Annotated in this window: 19 protein-coding genes and 1 pseudogene; 10 read left to right on the top strand and 10 right to left on the bottom strand. The window is 74.7% G+C overall.

Features of this window, described 5'->3' with window-relative positions; all coding sequences use genetic code 11:
* Positions 1-149: 149 nt before the first annotated feature.
* The 4 genes from O2V63_RS14620 to ppk2 all read left to right on the top strand — a co-directional run bounded on the left by O2V63_RS14620 (position 150) and on the right by ppk2 (position 4,124).
* Positions 150-914, top strand: a complete 765-nt coding sequence (locus tag O2V63_RS14620; RefSeq protein ID WP_269168289.1) for a GNAT family N-acetyltransferase — start codon at positions 150-152, stop codon at positions 912-914.
* Entirely contained in the window at positions 911-1,837 is a 927-nt protein-coding gene (locus O2V63_RS14615) for a lysophospholipid acyltransferase family protein (RefSeq protein WP_269168288.1), read from the top strand. Before O2V63_RS14620 ends, O2V63_RS14615 begins: the two co-directional genes overlap by 4 nt.
* A 31-nt stretch (positions 1,838-1,868) precedes the next feature.
* Complete coding sequence (locus O2V63_RS14610) at positions 1,869-3,044, top strand: glycosyltransferase family 4 protein (protein ID WP_269168287.1); 1,176 nt, start codon at positions 1,869-1,871, stop codon at positions 3,042-3,044.
* A 90-nt stretch (positions 3,045-3,134) separates the two neighbouring features.
* Entirely contained in the window at positions 3,135-4,124 is a 990-nt protein-coding gene (ppk2, locus tag O2V63_RS14605; protein WP_269168286.1) for a polyphosphate kinase 2, read from the top strand.
* Positions 4,125-4,223: 99 nt separating this feature from the next.
* Here ppk2 and O2V63_RS14600 read toward each other — a convergent pair whose 3' ends face one another.
* Positions 4,224-5,024: a PRC and DUF2382 domain-containing protein gene (locus O2V63_RS14600; RefSeq protein ID WP_269168285.1), complete on the bottom strand. Its 801-nt coding sequence runs from the start codon at positions 5,022-5,024 to the stop codon at positions 4,224-4,226.
* Positions 5,025-5,293: 269 nt separating this feature from the next.
* On the opposite strand from O2V63_RS14600, the gene O2V63_RS14595 reads away from it, so the two are divergent.
* From O2V63_RS14595 to O2V63_RS14585, 3 genes are all read left to right on the top strand, one after another.
* Positions 5,294-6,103, top strand: coding sequence for a DUF3097 domain-containing protein (locus O2V63_RS14595; protein WP_036335399.1), 810 nt, complete (start codon positions 5,294-5,296; stop codon positions 6,101-6,103).
* 88 nt (positions 6,104-6,191) lie between these two features.
* The gene (locus O2V63_RS14590; protein WP_269168284.1) at positions 6,192-7,058 is read left to right on the top strand and encodes a hypothetical protein; all 867 of its coding nucleotides are present in this window, start codon (positions 6,192-6,194) and stop codon (positions 7,056-7,058) included.
* 5 nt (positions 7,059-7,063) lie between these two features.
* Entirely contained in the window at positions 7,064-7,447 is a 384-nt protein-coding gene (locus O2V63_RS14585) for a GntR family transcriptional regulator (RefSeq protein ID WP_269168283.1), read from the top strand.
* 208 nt (positions 7,448-7,655) lie between these two features.
* On the opposite strand, the gene O2V63_RS14580 is transcribed toward O2V63_RS14585, so the two are convergent.
* From O2V63_RS14580 to O2V63_RS14565, 4 genes are all read right to left on the bottom strand, one after another.
* Positions 7,656-8,498 carry an aldo/keto reductase gene (locus O2V63_RS14580; protein WP_269168282.1) on the bottom strand — a complete coding sequence of 281 codons (843 nt, stop codon included), beginning with the start codon at positions 8,496-8,498 and terminating at the stop codon, positions 7,656-7,658.
* Between the two features lie 134 nt (positions 8,499-8,632).
* The gene (locus O2V63_RS14575) at positions 8,633-9,520 is read right to left on the bottom strand and encodes a tryptophan 2,3-dioxygenase (RefSeq protein WP_269168281.1); all 888 of its coding nucleotides are present in this window, start codon (positions 9,518-9,520) and stop codon (positions 8,633-8,635) included.
* Positions 9,521-9,553: 33 nt separating this feature from the next.
* Positions 9,554-11,176, bottom strand: coding sequence for a peptide chain release factor 3 (locus O2V63_RS14570; protein ID WP_269168280.1), 1,623 nt, complete (start codon positions 11,174-11,176; stop codon positions 9,554-9,556).
* A gap of 72 nt (positions 11,177-11,248) precedes the next feature.
* Positions 11,249-12,508, bottom strand: coding sequence for an MFS transporter (locus O2V63_RS14565; RefSeq protein ID WP_269168279.1), 1,260 nt, complete (start codon positions 12,506-12,508; stop codon positions 11,249-11,251).
* A 146-nt stretch (positions 12,509-12,654) separates the two neighbouring features.
* Between O2V63_RS14565 and moaA the strand changes: the two genes are divergently transcribed.
* The 3 genes from moaA to O2V63_RS14550 are packed head-to-tail and all read left to right on the top strand — an operon-like array spanning position 12,655 to position 14,173.
* A complete protein-coding gene (moaA, locus tag O2V63_RS14560; protein ID WP_269168278.1) occupies positions 12,655-13,704 on the top strand; it encodes a GTP 3',8-cyclase MoaA in 1,050 nt (349 codons plus the stop codon).
* A 3-nt stretch (positions 13,705-13,707) separates the two neighbouring features.
* The gene (locus O2V63_RS14555) at positions 13,708-13,950 is read left to right on the top strand and encodes a MoaD/ThiS family protein (RefSeq protein WP_269168277.1); all 243 of its coding nucleotides are present in this window, start codon (positions 13,708-13,710) and stop codon (positions 13,948-13,950) included.
* Between the two features lie 10 nt (positions 13,951-13,960).
* Positions 13,961-14,173 carry a hypothetical protein gene (locus O2V63_RS14550; protein WP_269168276.1) on the top strand — a complete coding sequence of 71 codons (213 nt, stop codon included), beginning with the start codon at positions 13,961-13,963 and terminating at the stop codon, positions 14,171-14,173.
* A 25-nt stretch (positions 14,174-14,198) separates the two neighbouring features.
* On the opposite strand, the gene O2V63_RS14545 is transcribed toward O2V63_RS14550, so the two are convergent.
* The 5 genes and pseudogenes from O2V63_RS14545 to O2V63_RS20870 form a co-directional block, all read right to left on the bottom strand.
* Positions 14,199-15,788 carry a SpoIIE family protein phosphatase gene (locus O2V63_RS14545; protein WP_269168275.1) on the bottom strand — a complete coding sequence of 530 codons (1,590 nt, stop codon included), beginning with the start codon at positions 15,786-15,788 and terminating at the stop codon, positions 14,199-14,201.
* A gap of 134 nt (positions 15,789-15,922) precedes the next feature.
* Complete coding sequence (locus O2V63_RS14540; protein WP_269168274.1) at positions 15,923-16,342, bottom strand: molybdenum cofactor biosynthesis protein MoaE; 420 nt, start codon at positions 16,340-16,342, stop codon at positions 15,923-15,925.
* Between the two features lie 39 nt (positions 16,343-16,381).
* On the bottom strand, positions 16,382-16,957 hold the full coding sequence (locus O2V63_RS14535) for a nucleotidyltransferase family protein (RefSeq protein ID WP_269168273.1): 576 nt from the start codon (positions 16,955-16,957) through the stop codon (positions 16,382-16,384).
* A gap of 12 nt (positions 16,958-16,969) precedes the next feature.
* The gene (locus O2V63_RS20875) at positions 16,970-17,425 is read right to left on the bottom strand and encodes a TOBE domain-containing protein (RefSeq protein ID WP_442929033.1); all 456 of its coding nucleotides are present in this window, start codon (positions 17,423-17,425) and stop codon (positions 16,970-16,972) included.
* A 120-nt stretch (positions 17,426-17,545) separates the two neighbouring features.
* Positions 17,546-17,983: pseudogene (locus O2V63_RS20870) on the bottom strand (ATP-binding cassette domain-containing protein); the annotation flags it as partial.
* Positions 17,984-17,994 lie beyond the last annotated feature (11 nt).

The following is a 17,994-nucleotide window of genomic DNA, read 5'->3' as shown; positions in this document are numbered from 1 at the left end:
CCGGTCACCCGATCGGCGGACACCCGGGGCGGGATTCGCCCGTCCGCCGGGGGCTCGCCAGTCCGCGGCCACCCGCCGGACACCTCGGCCGCTGACGCTGGCGGCGTCCGGGCCTCGTCCAGGGGCCTCCCGACACCCGAGGTGTCGTCGTGACCGCAGCTGTGACCACTGCCCTGCCGGCCCCCCGCCGCAGCTACACCACCGCCCTGGCCACCCACGCCGACGACGTCGCCGCCGCCCAGCGGCTCCGCTGGAGCGTGTTCGCCCGGGAGGGCGGCGCCCTGCTGGACCCCGCGGCCGCCGCCCTCGAACGGGACGTCGACGAGTGGGACGAGCTCTGCGACCACCTGCTGGTGCGCGACGAGGCGACCGGCGAGGTCGTCGGCACCTACCGGCTGCTGCCGCCCGAGCGATCCGCGGCCGCGGGCCGCAGCTACGGCGACGGCGAGTTCGACCTCTCCCGCCACGCCGCCCTGCGCCCCGGGCTGGTCGAGGCCGGCCGCAGCTGCGTGCACCCCGACCACCGCACCGGCACCGTGATCACCGCGCTCTGGTCCGGCGTCCTCCGCTACGTGCTGGAGCGCGACGCCACCCACCTGGCCGGCTGCGCCTCGGTCCCACTGACCGACGGCGGCGCCACCGTCGCCGGGGTCTGGGAGGCGGTGCGCACCGGCCACCTCGCCCCCGCAGCCCTCCGGGTGGTGCCGCGCCTGCCCTTCGACGTCGTGGCGCCACCGCAGCCGGAGCGTCTGGTGGTGCCCCCGCTGCTCCGGGCGTACCTGAGGCTGGGCGCCCGGGTGTGCGGCCGGCCCGCCTACGACCCGGCATTCGGAACCGCCGACCTGTACGTGCTCCTGGCCGTCGCCGACATCCCCGACCGGGTGCGCGCCCGGCTGCTCGGTGGCGACCGATGAGCTGGCTGCCGGTCTCCGCCTGCACCACCGCCTGCACGGCCGACCCCGTCCCGACCGTGGACGCCGCGACGCGGCGGCGCCGCTGGCTCCGCCTGGGCGTCGCGCTCGCCGGCACCGGGGCGGCCGCGCTGCGGGCACCGTGGACCGGCGCACGGGGCCGCCGTCGGCTGGTCGTCTGCGCCGCGGCCAGGGTGCTCACCGCCGCCGGGGTGCGGGTCGAGGTCAGCGCGCCGTCCGCGGCCTGGCCGCGGGCAGGTGCCGGGCGCGGCCCGGGCCACCTGGTGGTCAGCAACCACGTCTCCTGGGTCGACGACCTGGCGATGCTCACCGTGGTGCCGGGGGTGCCCGTCGCCAAGCGCGAGGTGGGCGACTGGCCGGTCCTCGGCGGCCTGGCGCGCCGTACCGGCGTCGTCCTGCTCGACCGGGCACGCATCCGGACCCTCCCGGCCGCGGTCGCCCAGGCCGCGGGTCTGCTGCGGTCCGGCACGGCGGTGACCGTCCACCCGGAGGGGACGACGGCGTGCGGGGTGGAGCTCGGCCGCTTCCGCCCCGCCTTCTTCCAGGCCGCCGTGGACGCCGCAGCACCGGTCTGCCCGGTCGCCGTCCGGTACCGGGTCGACGGTGGTGCCCCCACCGCGGTCGCCGGCTACCTGGCCGACGAGCCGCTGTGGCGCAGCATCGCCCGGGTGGTCGCCGTCCGCGGCCTGGTGGTGGAGGTGCACCTGCTGCCGGCGCTCGACCCGGCCGGCGCCGACCGCCGGGAACTGGCCGCGCTCGCCGAGTACGCGGTCGCCGCGGTCACCGAGGCGCGGCGGCCCGTCGTCGCGGCCCACCCGCGCCGGCCCCGGGTGCCCGCCCGCCGGCCGCCGGTCCGCCGGCCCACCGTCACCCCGACCCACCCCGGGGCCGCGCGTGTTGCGTGAGGACGTCGTACCGGCGGACACCGCCGGGTGCGTGGACGTCCCGCTGCCCGCGCCGGTCGTGGCCCCACCGCCGTCCGGCGGCGTGGGCATGCGCGTCGCGGTGGTCGCCGAGACCTTCATGCCCGCCGTCAACGGGGTGGTCACCTCGGTGCTGCGGCTGGTCGACCACCTCGCCGTCCGCGGCCACGACCCGGTGGTCGTGGCCCCGTCCGGCGCGGGCTACGAGTCCCGCTGCGGCGCCTGGGTGGACGTCGCGACCGTGCGGTCGATGCGCCTGCCCGGCTACCGGCAGCTCTCCGTGGCGCGCCCGGTCGGCGACCTGGCCGAGGTGCTCGGCCGACTGGCCCCCGACGTCGTCCACCTGGCCTCCCCCGCCGTCCTCGGCCTGGCGGCGGCCCGTGCCGCACGCTCGCTCGGGCTGCCGTCGGTCGCCGTGTTCCAGACGGACCTGGCCGCCTACGCCGAGCGCTACCGCCTCCCCGGCGGCCCAGCGGCGGCCTGGCGGTACCTGCGCTCGGTGCACGAGACCGCCGACCTGACCCTGGCCCCGTCCACGGCGAGCCTGGCGATGCTGGCCCGTCACGGGATCGGCCCCGTCACGCTGTGGCGGCGGGGCGTCGACCTGGACCAGTTCGCCCCGTGGCACAGCGACCCGGGTCTCCACGGTGAGCTGGCGCCGGACGGGGAGCTGCTGGTGGGCGTGGTCGCCCGGTTGGCGGTGGAGAAGCGGCTGGAGCTGCTGGCCCCGCTCAGCGAGCTGCCCGGCGTCCGGCTGGTCGTCGTCGGCGACGGACCCCAGCGCCGGCAGCTGGCCCGCCGGATGCCGCGCGCCCACTTCCTCGGCCAGCTCGGCGGGGCGGAACTGGGCGCCGTCGTCGCCTCGCTGGACCTCTTCGTGCACCCCGGGGCCGACGAGACCTTCTGCCAGGCGGTCCAGGAGGCGCTGGCCGCGGGTGTCCCGGCCGTCGTGGCCGCCTCGGGCGGCCCACTGGACCTGGTCCGGCACGGGCAGAACGGCTGGCTCTGGGCCGGGGACGACCCCCACCTGCTGGCCGCCATGGTCGCCGGACTGCGCGACGACCCGGCCACACTCCGCGCCGCCGCCGACCGGGCCCGGCCCTCGGTGGCGGAGCGGACCTGGGGCCGGATCGGGGACGAGCTGATCGGCCACCTCCGGCACGTGCGCGCACGGGTCGGCGCACCCTGACCACCGGGCTGGGCAGGACGAGCCGCATCCGGGCAGGATCGGGGCGAGCACCTCGCACGTGGCACCTGGACCCCGCAGACCGGAGACGACGTGACCCAGCAGATGCGTGACCGCGCCCCGGAGGGCACGCCGTCACCTGTCCTCGACCTGTCCCGGTGGCGGCTCAACGCCCTGCCGGACACGCACTCCGACGAGGACTGGGACGACGACCGGGAGCTCTTCGACCCCGACGGCAACCGGGTCGACACCTGGCGCGAGGGCTACCCGTACAGCGAGCGGATGGAGCGGCGCGAGTACGAGATCGAGAAGCGCCGGCTGCAGATCGAGCTGCTGAAGCTGCAGGGCTGGGTGAAGGGCACCGGCCAGAAGCTGGTGCTGGTGTTCGAGGGCCGGGACGCCGCCGGCAAGGGCGGCACGATCAAGCGGTTCACCGAGCACCTCAACCCGCGCGGGTCGACGGTGATCGCCCTGGACAAGCCGTCGGAGCGCGAGAAGACCCAGTGGTACTTCCAGCGCTACGTGCAGCACCTGCCGGCCGCCGGCGAGATCGTCATGTTCGACCGTTCCTGGTACAACCGCGCCGGCGTCGAGCGGGTGATGGGCTACTGCACCGCGGAGGAGTACCTGCGGTTCATGCGGCAGGCCCCGGAGTTCGAGCAGCTGCTCGTCGAGAGCGGCATCCACCTGGTCAAGTTCTGGTTCTCGGTGACCCGGGGCGAGCAGCGCAGCCGGTTCATCGTCCGGCAGATCGACCCGGTGCGGCAGTGGAAGCTCTCCCCCACCGACCTCGCCTCGCTGGACAAGTGGGATGCCTACACCGAGGCCAAGGAGGCGATGTTCCTGCACACCGACACCGGCCACGCCCCGTGGACGGTGATCAAGAGCAACGACAAGAAGCGCGCCCGGCTGGAGGCGATGCGGCACGTGCTGGCCCGCTTCGACTACACCGGCAAGGACCCGGCCGCCGTCGGCACGCCCGATCCGTTGATCGTGGGCTCGGCGGCCGAGGTGCTCGAGGAGGAGGCCGGCGCGCCGGTCATGCCCCGCCCCGGCGACCCCCTGCCCCCCGCCACCGACTGACGGAGGCCCCCGGGCCGGCGGCGGGATGCGGGGCCGGACAGCAGAGCGCCCGCCCCGGTGTACCGGGACGGGCGCTCTGCGGTGTGCGACTGCGAGAGGTCAGCGACGCTTCTCGTCGGTCACCTGGTCGGTGTCGACCTGCTCCTTGCGGACGGTCTCGCTCACCTGCTGCTGCTCGGTGACGGTCTCGGTGCCCAGGCGCACGCGCTCCACCGGCACGGCCTCCTTCTCCACGACGGGACGCTCGGCGTGCAGCGTCACCTCGTGCTCCTCCTCGGAGATCGCCGGGCCATCGGTGGCCTTGCCACGGTTGGCGTCGGTGATGGGCTCGCGCTCCACCCGGACCTCCTCGTGCGACACGGGGACGGTCTCGGTGACGTTCTCGGTCACGACGTACTTGCGCAGCCGGGCGCGGCCGGTCTCGACGTGCTGGGTGCCGACGTTGACGCGCTCCTCGGAGAGGGTCATGGCGTCGTCGGTCGTGGGACCGGAGGTGTCGTGGCCCACGGTGCCGTGCCGGTTGGTGTCGGCCGTGGTCGTCGTCGTGTCGGCGACCGGGGCACCGGCGGCCGGCGCGGCGACAGCCGTCTCCGTCATGTTGTAGTGGCGGTACAGCTCGGTCTCCTCGGCCGGGGAGAGGTGGCCGTCGGAGTCGATGCGCGGGGCGTCCTTCACCGCGCTCTTGCTCACGGGGACACGCAGGCCGTCGCCGGTCAGGTTCGCGTCCCGGATCGGGACGAACGACTCCTTGGTGCCGAACATGCCGGTCTTCACGGTGACCCACTCGGGGGCGCCCGACTGGTCGTCGAGGAACACCTCGGAGGCCGTACCGATCTTGTTGCCGTCGGCGTCGATGACGTCTGCGCCGATGACGCGGTCGAGGGTCTCGGTGCCGATCATGTGTTCCGCTCCTCTGTTCGGGGGTCGTACTGTCTCGCTCTCTGAACTGCCCGCCACGGCCCGGACAAAACGGCGATCCCCTGATCGATTCGGCGTCGTGGTAGTGCGTGTCGCCGACCCGACGCCGACCACGGGCTGCGTCCTCGCAGGTCGATGCGGGATCCGGCGGGCGACGCACCGCCGTCCCGACACGCCGTGGACCTGCGGGAACCGGTCACACCGGGCGTGTCGCACCCGGCTCGGGCGGGGAGCACGCCGAGCATGGGCGGGTGCCTCCTCGTTCGCCCTACGACAACCTGGTCCACCCGCGCACCCAGAAGAAGCCCTCACCGCAGGTGGAGGCGCTCAAGGACGTCGTCGTCGAAGACCCCAGCAGCGGGTTCGTCGGCGCCGTCGTGCGGTGCGAGAAGGACGTCGTCCACCTCGAGGACCGCCACGGCCGGGTGCGGGCCTACCCGCTGGGCCCCGGCTTCTGGGTCGACGGTCGACCGGTCGTGCTGGTGCGGCCGAAGCAGAACGCGCCCTCGGGCCCGCAGCGCAGCGCCTCCGGCTCGACCTACGTGGTCGGCGCCCGCGCGCGGGTGGCCCGCGAGGGGCGGATCTACGTGGAGGGCAAGCACGACGCCGAGCTGGTGGAGAAGGTCTGGGGCCACGACCTGCGGATCGAGGGGGTCGTCGTCGAGCCGCTGCACGGCGTCGACGACCTGCCGGGGATCGTCAAGGAGTTCCGCCCGTCGTCGGGACGGCGCCTGGGCGTGCTCGTCGACCACCTGGTGACCGGCTCGAAGGAGTCCCGGATCGCCGCCCAGATCACCGGCGCCCACGCCCTGGTCGTCGGGCACCCCTTCATCGACATCTGGCAGGCCGTCAAGCCCTCGGTGGTCGGCATCAAGGCCTGGCCGACGGTCCCGAAGGGCGAGGACTGGAAGACCGGCGTCTGCAAGCGGCTGGGCTGGGAGGACGACACCGGCTACGTCTGGGCGCAGCGCATCCTGGCCCGGGTGAGTGTCTGGACCGACCTGGAGCCCACGCTGATCGGCCGGGTGGAGGAGCTCATCGACTTCGTCACCACCGAGTAGCGGGTACCCCTCCAGCTGCAGGCTTGTGCACTGCGCCATCGTGCGCCATTGTGTCAATCACTTGACTCAATGACTCATGGAGGCCGTCGTGGCGCTGGTACCGCTGCTCGCCGTGCTGGTGCTGGCCGGCGCCGTCGCGCTCGTCGTGGGCGTCGTCCGACGATCACCGCCGAGCCGGGAGGCCTCGGTGGCGGCCGCCCGCCGGCACGCCCGCTCCGCCTCCGTCGCGGCCGTGGCACTCGGGGCCGCCGCCGCCCTGGCCACCGCGGCTCGCGAGGTGGGGAACACCTCCCCCGGCGGCCTGGGGGTCACGGCCCTGCTGGTCCCGATCGTCTTCGGCATCGTGCACACCCTGGTCCTCGCCGCCGGAGAGCTGACCTGGCCCCGACCGGAGGGTGCGGTGCGTCGGGCCCGGCTGGTGCGGCGGGGCGTGCTGGACGCCGCGCCCCGCTGGCTGGTGCGGGCGGCGGTCCTCTCGGCCGCGCTCGCTGCCGCCGTGCTCGTCGGCGGCGCCCTCCTGGCCGACGAGACCGGACGGCGGGTGACCCACGGCTCGACGGCCTACGGCAACCCGGCCTGGTCGACGGCCAGCCCGTTCCCCGGCCTCTTCTACGGCCGGCCGGCGGCGATCGGCCTGCTCGTGCTCGCCGTGGTCACCGTCGGTGCGCTGTGGGTGGTCGCCAACCGGCCCGCCGTCGCCACCGAGGACGACCGGATCGAGACCGCACTCCGCCGGGCATCGGCGCACCGGGTGCTCCGGGCCGCCGTCGGGGCCACCCTGGTGGTGGCCGGTGGCCTGATGCTGGTCGGCGGGATGGCGGTGTCCAACGTCGGCGCCCTGCCCCTGCCGGGGTGGGCCGGCGGGCTGCCGGGCCTGCTGACGATGCTCGCCGGCCTCGTCGTCGGGTTCGTCCGCGCGCCCGGCGTGCCGGCGGACCAGCCGGCGTCCGTCTGACGTCCATGGGGCTGGACATCACGGTGGACGTCGCCAGTCCGACGCCGCCCTACGAGCAGATCCGCGGCCAGATCGCGACGTACGTGCAGAGCGGGGTGCTCGCCGACGGCGCGCGGTTGCCCACCATGCGCGCTCTCGCCGCCGACCTGGGCGTGGCCACGGGCACGGTGGCCCGGGCGTACGCCGAGCTGGAGGCCGCCGGGCTGGTGGCCAGCCGCCGCCGCACCGGCACCGTGGTCACCGGGGGCGCCGCCGCGCCTGCGCCGCGGGAGCAGCGGGTCCGCGCACTGGCGGCCGAGTTGGCCCGCACCGCTCAGGAGGACGGCGTGGACCGGGACACCGTGCTCGCCGTCGTCCGGGCCGCCCTGCTCACCGCAGCGCCCCGCTGAGACCGCTGCCGCGGCACTCCGCATGCGTTCTGCACGCACCGCCCGGGCTGCAGCACGTGCACAGCAGACGAACGGCGTGCACAGGCCCCGGGCAGGCCAACGGCCGCCGTCCCCGAGGGGACGACGGCCGCTGGCGACCCGCTGGAGCGGCCCCCTCGCAGGGTCCCCCACGAGCTCGCGAGTGGTGGGGTGCGAGGGGGTCCTTCGATCAGCTGGGGATGTAGTTGAACTCGTCGGGGTTCGGGCCGTTGCGGCCGTCGGCGCGGTCGAGACCGTCGATCTCACGCATGTCGTCCTCGGTGAGCTCGAAGTCGAACAGGTCGAAGTTCTGCTCGACCCGGGCGCGGGTGACCGACTTCGGGAAGACGATGTCGCCCCGCTGGACGTGCCAGCGCAGGGTGGCCTGAGCCGGGCTCTTGCCGTGCCGCTCGCCGACCCGGATGAGGGTCGCGTCGTCCAGGACCTTGCCCTGTGCGATCGGCGCCCAGGCCTCGGTGCGGATCTCGTGGTCGGCGTTGAACGCCCGCAGGTCGTTCTGCGCGAAGTAGGGGTGCACCTCGATCTGGTTCACCACCGGGCGGACGTCGGTCTCGCTGAACAGCCGGTTCAGGTGGTGGGCGTTGAAGTTGGAGACGCCGATCGCCTTGACCCGGCCGGAGTGGTAGATCTCCTCCATGGCCTTCCAGGTCTCGATGTAGTCGACGTCGATGCCCGGCAGCGGCCAGTGGACGAGGAACAGGTCGAGGTACTCGAAGCCGAGTGCGTCCATCGTCCCGTCGAAGGCCTTCAGGGCGTCGTCGCGGGCGTGGAAGCCGTTGTTGAGCTTGGAGGTCACGAAGACCTCCTCGCGCGGCACGCCGGACTGGCGCACGGCCTCGCCGACCTCGGCCTCGTTGCCGTACATCTCGGCGGTGTCGATGTGCCGGTAGCCGACCTCGAGGGCCGTGCGGGTGGCCTCGACGGTCTCCTCGGGCTTGATCTGGAAGACGCCGAAGCCCAACTGCGGGATCTGCACGCCGTTGTTCAGGGTGATCGTGGGCACGGTGGCCATGGGGGGTCCTCCAAGCGTCGGACGGTCTGGGTGGCGGCGCGCGACCTCATGGGGCGCGACCGGCCTGTCACACCCTTACCCGGGCTCACGGTCGCTACCCGCGACTGATCTCACCGATGGACCGGGAATGCGGCTCAGACCACGGTGCGGGCCGCCCACAGGTCCGGGAAGACCACCCGGGCGGCGCTGCGCTCCAGCCAGGCGAGGCCGGCCGAACCGCCGCTGCCGGGCTTGGCGCCCATCGCCCGGCGGACGGCGGTGACGTGCCGCTGCCGCCAGGTGGTGAACACCTCGGCGACGTCGGTGAGCGCCTCGCCGAGGGTGAACAGCTCGTTGCCCGGCCGCGGGTCGGTGTAGACCTCGGCCCACAGCGCCGTGACGGCGCGATCGGGCTCGTGGGTCACCGTGCGGTCCCGCTCGAGCACGGGAGCCGGCACGGGCAGGCCGCGGCGGGCCAGGTACGCCAGGACGTCGTCCTCCAGGGACGGCGCGGCCAGCGCGCGCTGCAGGTCCGCGTGCACCACCGGCAGCCCGCGGTGCGGCCGGACGACGGACTCCGCCTTGAGCCCGAGCAGGAACTCCACGTGCCGGTACTCGTAGGACTGGAAGCCCGACGCCTCACCGAGCTGGTCGCGGAAGCCGTTGAACTCCGCCGGGGTGAGCCACAGCAGCGAGCCCCAGCTGGCGTCCAGGGACCGGAGGTGGTGCACCGACCGGCGGATCGAGCCGATCGCGGCGTCCAGGTCGTCGGCCCGCAGCTGCTGCTGGGCCAACTCCCACTCCCGGCGCAGCAGCGTGAACCACAGCTCCATCACCTGGGTGACCACCAGGAACGCCGGCTCGGCCGGGTGCTCGGTCACCGGCCGCACCAGCGCCTGCAGCTGGCGGACGCCCACGTACTGCTCGTAGGGGGTCGCCTCGGCGAACTCGACGGTGGGCTCGCCGGCGTTGCCGGCGGCCCGGGCGGCCCGGGTGCCGGCGTCCAGCGGAGCCGGGTGGCTGGGGGACTGGCGCGTGGTCATCGCGACAGTGTGTCGCCTCGGCCCTGCCGTCGATCAACTCAGCTGTGCGGCCACCATCGGCTCCAGCGTCAGCTCCGGGCTGCGCTGCTGGAGGGAGCGCAGGTCCCACTTGTCCATGAAGAGCGCCAGCAGCTCGCCGTCCTCGCGCTCGAAGACCTCCACCCCGCGGGCCGCGGCGACCGCGGGGGCGGAGGCGGCGTCGGTGCGCACCGCGACCTGGTAGGGCAGGTGGTCCAGCTCGACCGGCGCGCCGAACTCCTGCGCCATCCGGTGCGCGGCCACCTCGAACTGCATGGGGCCGACGACGGCGAGCACGGGTGCCTGGTCGCCGCGGCGGTCCGAGCGCAGCACCTGGGCCACGCCCTCGGAGCCGAGCTGGCCGACCCCGCGGCGGAACTGCTTGAACTTGGCGGTGTCCTTGCCGCGCATCACCGCGAAGTGCTCGGGCGCGAAGGTGGTCAGCGGCGGGAAGGTGACCTTCGTGCCGGCGTAGAGGGTGTCGCCGACGTGCAGCGCGTTGGCGTTGACCAGCCCGACGACGTCGCCGGGGTAGGCCGTGTCGACGCTCTCCCGCTCCCGGCCGAACACGTGCTGGGCGTACTTCGTGGCGAAGGGCCGGCCGGTGGTCGCGTGGGTGACGACCATGCCGCGCTCGAAGACCCCGGAGGCGATCCGGATGTAGGCCAGCCGGTCGCGGTGGGCGGCGTCCATGCCGGACTGCACCTTGAACACGAACGCGCTGAACGACGCCTCGACCGGCCGCAGGGCACCCTCGGCGTCGGGTCGCGGCGCGGGCGGCGGGGCCAGGTCGACCAGCACGTCCAGCAGCGCGCCGACGCCGAAGTTGGAGACCGCGGAGGCGAAGATGACCGGCGTCGTCTCCCCGTCCAGGAACCGCTGCTGGTCGTGGTCGGCCTCGGTGGCGTCCAGCAGCTCGTTCTCCTCGACCGCCCGGGTCCAGTCGATGCCCTCCCGGGCCTCGGCGGCCGCGGGGGTGAGCGTCTCCTCCGGGGCGATGGTCGCCCCGCCGGCGGTGCGGGTGAACCGCCGGTAGGTGCCGTCGCGGCGGTCCAGCACCCCGCGGAAGTCACCGGAGATGCCCACCGGCCAGGTCAGCGGGGTGGGCGCCAGCCCGGTGCGCTCGGCGACCTCGTCCATCAGCTCCAGGGCGTCCTTGCCCGGCCGGTCCCACTTGTTCACCACCGTGATCACCGGGATGCCCCGGTGCCGGCAGACGGCGAACAGCTTCATCGTCTGGGCCTCCAGGCCCTTCGCCGCATCGATGAGCATCACCGCCGCATCCACAGCGGTCAGCACCCGGTAGGTGTCCTCGGAGAAGTCCGCGTGCCCGGGGGTGTCCAGCAGGTTCACCACGGTGTCCCGGTACTCGAACTGCAGCGCGGCGGAGGTGATGGAGATGCCGCGGGCCTTCTCCATGTCCATCCAGTCCGACACCGTGCCCCGCCGCCCGGCCTTGCCGTGCACCGCACCGGCCTGCCCGATCACCCGCGCGTGCAGGGCCAGGGCCTCGGTCAACGTCGACTTCCCGGCGTCCGGGTGGCTGATCACCGCGAACGTCCGCCGCCGGGCAGCCTGCGCCAGCACCTCACCGGTCGCGGCGTCGGGACGGAGCTCCGTGCTCGGGACGGTGCTCATCGTGGTGCCGGGTCTCCTCAGGTGGCGCGGACGGTCTGTCCGATGGTACGGCGGTGGCCCCGGGCAGGCCGGTCAGTGCGAGATCACGGGAGCCACCTCGGCGGCCAGCTCGGTCGGCCGGCGGAGCACCGCCCAAGCGGCCACCCCGAGCACCCCGGTGAGCGCCGCCCCCAGGGCCGGGACGGCGAAGGCCGCCTCCGCCCCCCACCGGTCCACCGCCGTGCCGGCCAGCGCCGAGCCGGCGGTGACCCCGACGGTCAGGCCGGTCGACGTCCAGGTGAGGCTCTCGGTGAGCGACGCGCGGGGCACCCGGGACTCCACCAGCGACATCCCGGCGACCAGCACCGGGGCGATCGTCAGGCCGGCCAGGAAGGCGAGCGCGATCAGCATCGTCAGCGAGCTGACCAGGTACAGCGTCTGCGCGGCGACGGCGAACAGCAGCGCGCAGCCGAGGAACCGGGTCACCAGCGTGCCGGGCAGCCGGGCCACGCCGTAGGCGAGCCCGGCGACCAGGCTGCCCGCGGCGTAGGCCGACAGCGCCAACCCGGCGACGGCCGGCCGGCCCTCCGCGTCGGCGAAGCCCACCACGACGACGTCCATCGCCCCGAAGACCGCGCCCATGGCCAGGTAGGTGACCGCGACGGCGAGCAGCCCCGCGGTGAGCACCCGGATCCGCACGTGCGGCTGCCCGGCCACCCGGGGGGCGACCGGCGGCGCGGTCGCCTCCAGCCGGGACATCACCAGCCCGCCGATGACGCCGACCAGCAGCCCGGTCAGGAACCCGGCGGGCGGGGAGACCAGCGCGGCGAGGAAGGTGACCAGTGGCGGTGCGGTGACGAACACGACCTCGTCGGCGACCGACTCGAAGGCGAAGGCGGTCTGCCGCTGGGCCGGGTCGTCCAGCGCGTGCGCCCAGCGGCTGCGGACCACCGAGCCGATGCTGGTGCCGCTCCCCCCGGCCAGCACGGCCAGCGTGAACCAGGTCCAGACCGGTGCGCCGGTCACCACCACCGCGACGAACGACAGCCCCAGCACGAGGTAGGCCAGCGCCGTCCAGCGCAGCACCTGGCTCTGGCCGTACCGGTCCATCACCCGGGCCCACTGCGGGCTGGCGACGGCGAAGGCGAGCGACAGGGTCCCGGCGATGGCACCGGCGAGGGCGTAGCTGCCCGACTCCGCCTGGACGAGCAGCACCGACCCCAGGCCCACGGTGGCCATCGGCACCCGGGCGAACCAGCCGGCGAGGGAGAAGGCCCGGGCGCCGGGGACGGTGAAGAGCCGGGCGTACGGGCTGAAGACGGTGCGGGGGGTGAAGACGGCGTGGGGTGACACGGCTGCTCGCGCTTCCTGGCCACAGGCGAGTGCGGGGGTGCCCGCCGGACCCTCGGGTGGCTCCGCGAACGTAGCAGTCGCCGTCCGGTCGAGACGGCGTCCGCCACGACCGCACCCAGCTGCCCCACCAGCACTACATTCGGGTGGTGACGACTCCCAGCCCCCTCCCCGACCCGCGGGTGCGCCCGAAGGTGACGCCGGGCACTGGCGGGCTCGTCGACCGGCACGGGCGCACCGCCACCGACCTGCGGGTCTCGCTGACCGACCGGTGCAACCTGCGCTGCACCTACTGCATGCCGCCCGAGGGGCTCCAGTGGCTGCCCAAGGTCGAGCAGCTGACCGACGACGAGGTCGTCCGGCTGGTCCGGATCGGCGTCGAGCACCTCGGCATCCAGGAGGTCCGGTTCACCGGTGGGGAGCCGCTGCTGCGCCCCGGGCTGCCCGGCATCGTCGCGGCGACCACCGCGCTGCGCCCCCGCCCGGAGGTCAGCCTGACCACCAACGCCATCGGGCTGTCCCGGATGGCACCGGCCCTGGCGGCCGCCGGCCTGGACCGGATCAACGTCAGCCTGGACACCCTGGACCGCGAGCGGTTCAAGCAGATCACCCACCGCGACCGGCTGCCCGACGTCCTCGCCGGCATGCAGGCAGCCCGGGACGCCGGCCTGACGCCGGTCAAGGTCAACGCCGTCCTGCTGCGGAGCATCAACGAGGACGACGCCGTCCCGCTGCTGGAGTACTGCCTGGAGCACGGCTACGAGCTGCGCTTCATCGAGCAGATGCCGCTGGACGCCCACCACGCCTGGACGCGCGGGGAGATGGTGACCGCCGAGGACATCCTGGCCCGGCTCACCGCGACGCACACACTGACGCCGGACGTCGAGGAGCGGGGCGCCGCCCCGGCCGAGCGCTGGTTGGTCGACGACACCGGCCTGACCGTCGGCGTCATCGCCTCGGTGACCCGGTCGTTCTGCGGTGCCTGCGACCGGACCCGGCTCACCGCCGACGGGCAGATCCGCAACTGCCTGTTCGCCCGCGAGGAGTCCGACCTGCGCAGCGCGCTGCGCGGCGGGGCCGACGACGCGGAGATCGCCGACCGCTGGCGGATCGCGACGCTGTCCAAGCTGCCCGGGCACGGCATCGACGACCCGAGCTTCCTCCAGCCCACCCGCCCGATGTCCGCGATCGGGGGCTGAGCCGTGCCCGTCACCGTGCGGTACTTCGCCGGCGCCCGCGCCGCCGTCGGCGTGGACACCGAGACCCGGGAGGCCGGCACCCTGGCCGAGCTCGTCGGCCAGCTCGCCGACGCCCACGGCGAGCGACTGGAGCGGGTGCTGCCCGCCTGCTCCTTCCTGGTCGACGGAACCTCCACCCGCGATCGCGCGTTGGTGCTGGCGCCCGGCTCGGTGGTGGACGTCCTGCCCCCGTTCGCCGGCGGATGAGGAGCCCCCGATGAGCGTGTTCGACAAGGCGAAGCTGAAGGTGGAGGAGCTGCTGGGCCGCGCCGAGCAGGTCTACGGCGAGTCCCACGGCGACGCCGCGGCCACCATCGACGGCGAGGCCCGCCGGCTGGACGCGGAGGCCGAGGAGGAGCGGGTCGAGCGGACCGAGTCCCGGCGCGACGGCCGGGACGACGACGGGCTGGCCGGCGCCGGCGCGCACTGACGCCACCGGGCCGGCCGGCCGGTCGCTATCCGCGCAGGCGGATGGCGACCAGGGCGACGTCGTCCTCGGGCTGCCCGTGCACGAGCCGGTCGAGCAGTTCGTCGCAGAGCTCGTCCAGTGACCTGTCGGCCAGCTCCGCAGCGGCCGTCCGCAGCCGGGCCATCCCCTGGTCCAGGTCGCCGCCGCGGCTCTCGATGAGCCCGTCGGTGAACAGCAGCACCGTCGTCCCGCCGTCCAGCGTCACCACCGACTCCCCGCGGGAGGTCTCGGCGTCGACGCCGAGCAGCAGCTCGCCCCGCCAGTCGGCCAGCGCGGCCAGCGTGCCGTCGGGGTTGATCACCAGCGGCGGCAGGTGCCCGGCGTTGCTCCACCGCATCCGGGTGACCCCGCGGGTCAGCTCGTCGGGGGTCTGCTCGAACCGTGCCACCGCCGCGGTGGCGTAGGTGCCGACGTCCAGCTGGGCCATCGACGCGTCCAGCCCGCGCAGCACCTCACCCGGTCCCGCGTCGCTGTAGGTCGCGATGCCGCGCAGCAGCGAACGCAGCTGGCCCATCGCCGCGGCCGCCGCGGTGTCGTGGCCGACGACGTCGCCGATGACCAGCATCGTCGCCCCGCACGGCTGCAGGAAGGCGTCGTACCAGTCGCCGCCCACCCGGGCCGCCTCGGCGGCCGGGGTGTAGCGGACGACGACCTCGGCCTGGTCGTGGGTGAAGGCCCCGGTGAGCAGGCTGCGCTGCAGCTCCTCGGCCAGCTGCCGCTGCTGGGAGAACAACCGCACGTTGTCCAGCGCCAGGCCCGCCCGGTCGGCCACCTCCTGGGCGGTGGCCAGGTCGGCCTCCTCCATGACGCGGTCGCCGTCGAAGTACAGCGTCAGCGCACCGAGCGTCCGCCCCCGCCCGCGCAGCGGCAGCGTCACGCCGGAGTGCGGGCCGAGCAGCCCCAGCAGGTCCCGGGCCTCACCCTCGGGCATCAGCGCGGCCACGTCACCGGCGGCGGCGACGACGGTCTCGCCGAGCAGCGCCCGCACCACGGGGGAGGTGACCGGCATCGAGGTCAGCCGCACGGCGGCGTACCGCTCCACCAGGGCACGGCGGGACGGGTCGACGTGCCACCAGCCGACGTCCCGGGGGCGGCCGTCGTCGTCCAGCACGGTCAGCACGCACCAGTCGCCCAGCACCGGGACGATCAGCCGCGGGATGCGGGCGGCCGCGGAGTCGACGTCCAGGGTGCCGGCCAGCTCGGCGCTGACCCGGGCCATCATCGCCAGCCGCTCCCGGCCGGTGCGGCGGTCGGTGACGTCGGAGAAGTAGCAGAGCAGGCCGGCGTCTGCCGGGATCGCCTGCACCTCGAACCAGCGGTTCAGCGGCGCCGGGTAGAAGCCCTCCACGTTGACCGGCTCACCCGTGGCGACCGCGCGCCGGTAGGCCCGGCCGAACTCGTTGTCCACGTTGGCCGGGAAGACCTCCCAGAAGTCCTCGCCGACCAGCTCCTCGCGGGAGAAGCCGAGGATCGCCACCCCGGCCTGGTTCACGTAGGTGATCCGCCAGTCGGCGTCCATGGAGAGGAAGCCCGAGGGCATCGCCTCGACGATCAGTTCGCCAGCCCGCCAGGGCATGTGGGACCTCCCGGTCATTCCGCCGCCTGCGGTACACCGGAGGAGCACTCGCCCCGTGGGTTGGAGTCGAGTCGGTCAGTTATGCCATGCCGGTGAACGGCGGGCAAGGAGCGACGTCACAGGCGGCCCACCCGTCACGGGCAGGCGACCCACTCCTCCTCGCCGTCGGAGAAGACCTGCCGCTTCCAGATCGGCAGCCGCGCCTTCACCTCGTCGACGAGCTCCGCGCAGGCGGTGAACGCCTGGCCGCGGTGTGCGGCGCTGACCGCGCAGGCCAGCGCGACATCACCGATGCCCAGCAGGCCGATCCGGTGGGAGACGGCGACCGCCTGCACCTCCGGCCGGGCGGCGAACTCGGCGGCGATCTCGGCGATCAGCTCCGGGGCGGACGGGTGCCCGGTGTACTCCAGCTCGGTGACCGAGCGGCCACCGTCGTGGTCGCGGACCACGCCGGCGAAGGAGACCACCGCACCGGCCGCCTTGTCGGCCACGGCCGCCTCGTGCTCGGCGACCGACAGCGGCTCCTCGGTCACCCGGGCCAGGATCGTCTCCACGGCCGCGAAGGTACTCGCCGGCCGGGCTCTGGCGAGCGGTCACGCCGTCGGCGGGACGTCCAGGTCGGTGGGGTCGGCCAGGCCGGTGCAGTCGACCTCGGTGACGTCGTGGGCGGCCAGGTAGGCGCGCGCGCCCTCGTCACCGGTCGCCGTCCCGGCCACCCCCGCCCAGTGCTCGCGGCCCAGCAGCACCGGGTGCCCGCGGACGCCGTCGTAGCTGGCGACGGCCAGGGCATCGGGGGCCGCGTGCTCGGCCAGCCGGGCCAGCGCAGCCGGCGTCATCCCCGGCATGTCGACCAGCTGCACCAGCACGGCGTCGACCCGGCCCGGCCACCCGCGCAGCCCGTCCAGCCCGGTGCGCAGGCTCGAGGCCATCCCGCTCTCCCAGTCGCGGTTGGCCAGCACGGTCGCACCGGTCAGGTCGGCGGTGCGCCAGACGTCGACCGCCTGCGCCCCGAGGACGACGAGCACCGGGTCGCAGACCGCGGCCGCCGTCCGCACCGCCCGTTCGACCAGCAGGCTGCCCTCGTACTCGACCAGCGCCTTCGGCATCCCGTACCGACGGCCACCGCCGGCGGCGAGCACGAGCCCGGCCACGGGCGCATCCGTCGTCACGCCCCCACTCTCTCAGCGCGGGTAGACGGTGAGCTCGCTGGCCTTGACCGACGCCCAGACCTCGGCGCCGGGGGCCAGCCCCAGCTCGGCGAAGGACGTCGCCGTGACGTCGGCGGTCAGCGGCACCTCGCCGGCCAGGTCACAGCGCACCACCGAGCCGTGCGGGGTCGCCGCCGCCAGCCGCAGCGGCCACACGTTGCGCGGGCTGCCGACCGGCCGCTGCAGGTAGAGCGCCACCGACTCGGGCCGGACGGCGACGAACACCGGCCCGGCGACGTCGACCGCGACCGCGACCGCGCCCCCGCCGTCCAGCGCGACCTGGGTCCCGGTGCCCTGGCCGGCCAGCAGCACGAGCCCGACCAGCCGGGCCACGTAGTCGGTGCGCGGCCGGCGGGCGACCTCGGCCGGCGTGCCGGCCTGCACGACCCGTCCCTCCTCGATGACGACGACCCGGTCGGCCAGCGCCATGGCATCGACCGGGTCGTGGGTGACCAGCACCGCGCTGCCGGGGTAGTCGCCGAGGTGCCGGTGCAGCTCGGCGCGCACGGTGAGCCGGGTCCGGGCGTCGAGCGCGGACAGCGGCTCATCGAGCAGCAGCAGCTGCGGCCGGCCGACCAGGGCCCGGGCGAGCGCGGCGCGCTGGGCCTGCCCACCGGAGAGCTGTCCGGGACGCCGGTCCCCGAGCCCGGCCAGCCCGACCCGCGCCAGCCAGTCCTCCGCCGCGGCCCGCGCCGCCGGCCGGGGAGTGCCGCGGGTGCGGGGCCCGAAGGCCACGTTCTCGGTGACCGAGAGGTGCGGGAACAGCAGGTGGTCCTGGAACACCATGCCCAGCGACCGCTCGTGTGCGGGCAGGTGCACGTCGGGGGAGTCCCAGACCTCGTCGTCGACCTGCACCCGGCCGCCGTCCGGGCGCAGCAGCCCGGCCAGCACCCGCAGGAGGGAGGACTTGCCGGCACCGTTCGGCCCGAGGACGGCGAGCACCTCGCCGTCGGCCACGGCCAGCTCCACGTCCAGCGCCAGCGTCCCGCGCCGGACGA

The sequence above is a fragment of the Modestobacter sp. VKM Ac-2977 genome (assembly GCF_026968045.1).
Taxonomy (GTDB): Bacteria; Actinomycetota; Actinomycetes; order Mycobacteriales; family Geodermatophilaceae; genus Modestobacter.
Note: the sequence above shows the minus strand (reverse complement) of the source record. Positions and strands in the feature narration are given on the sequence as shown.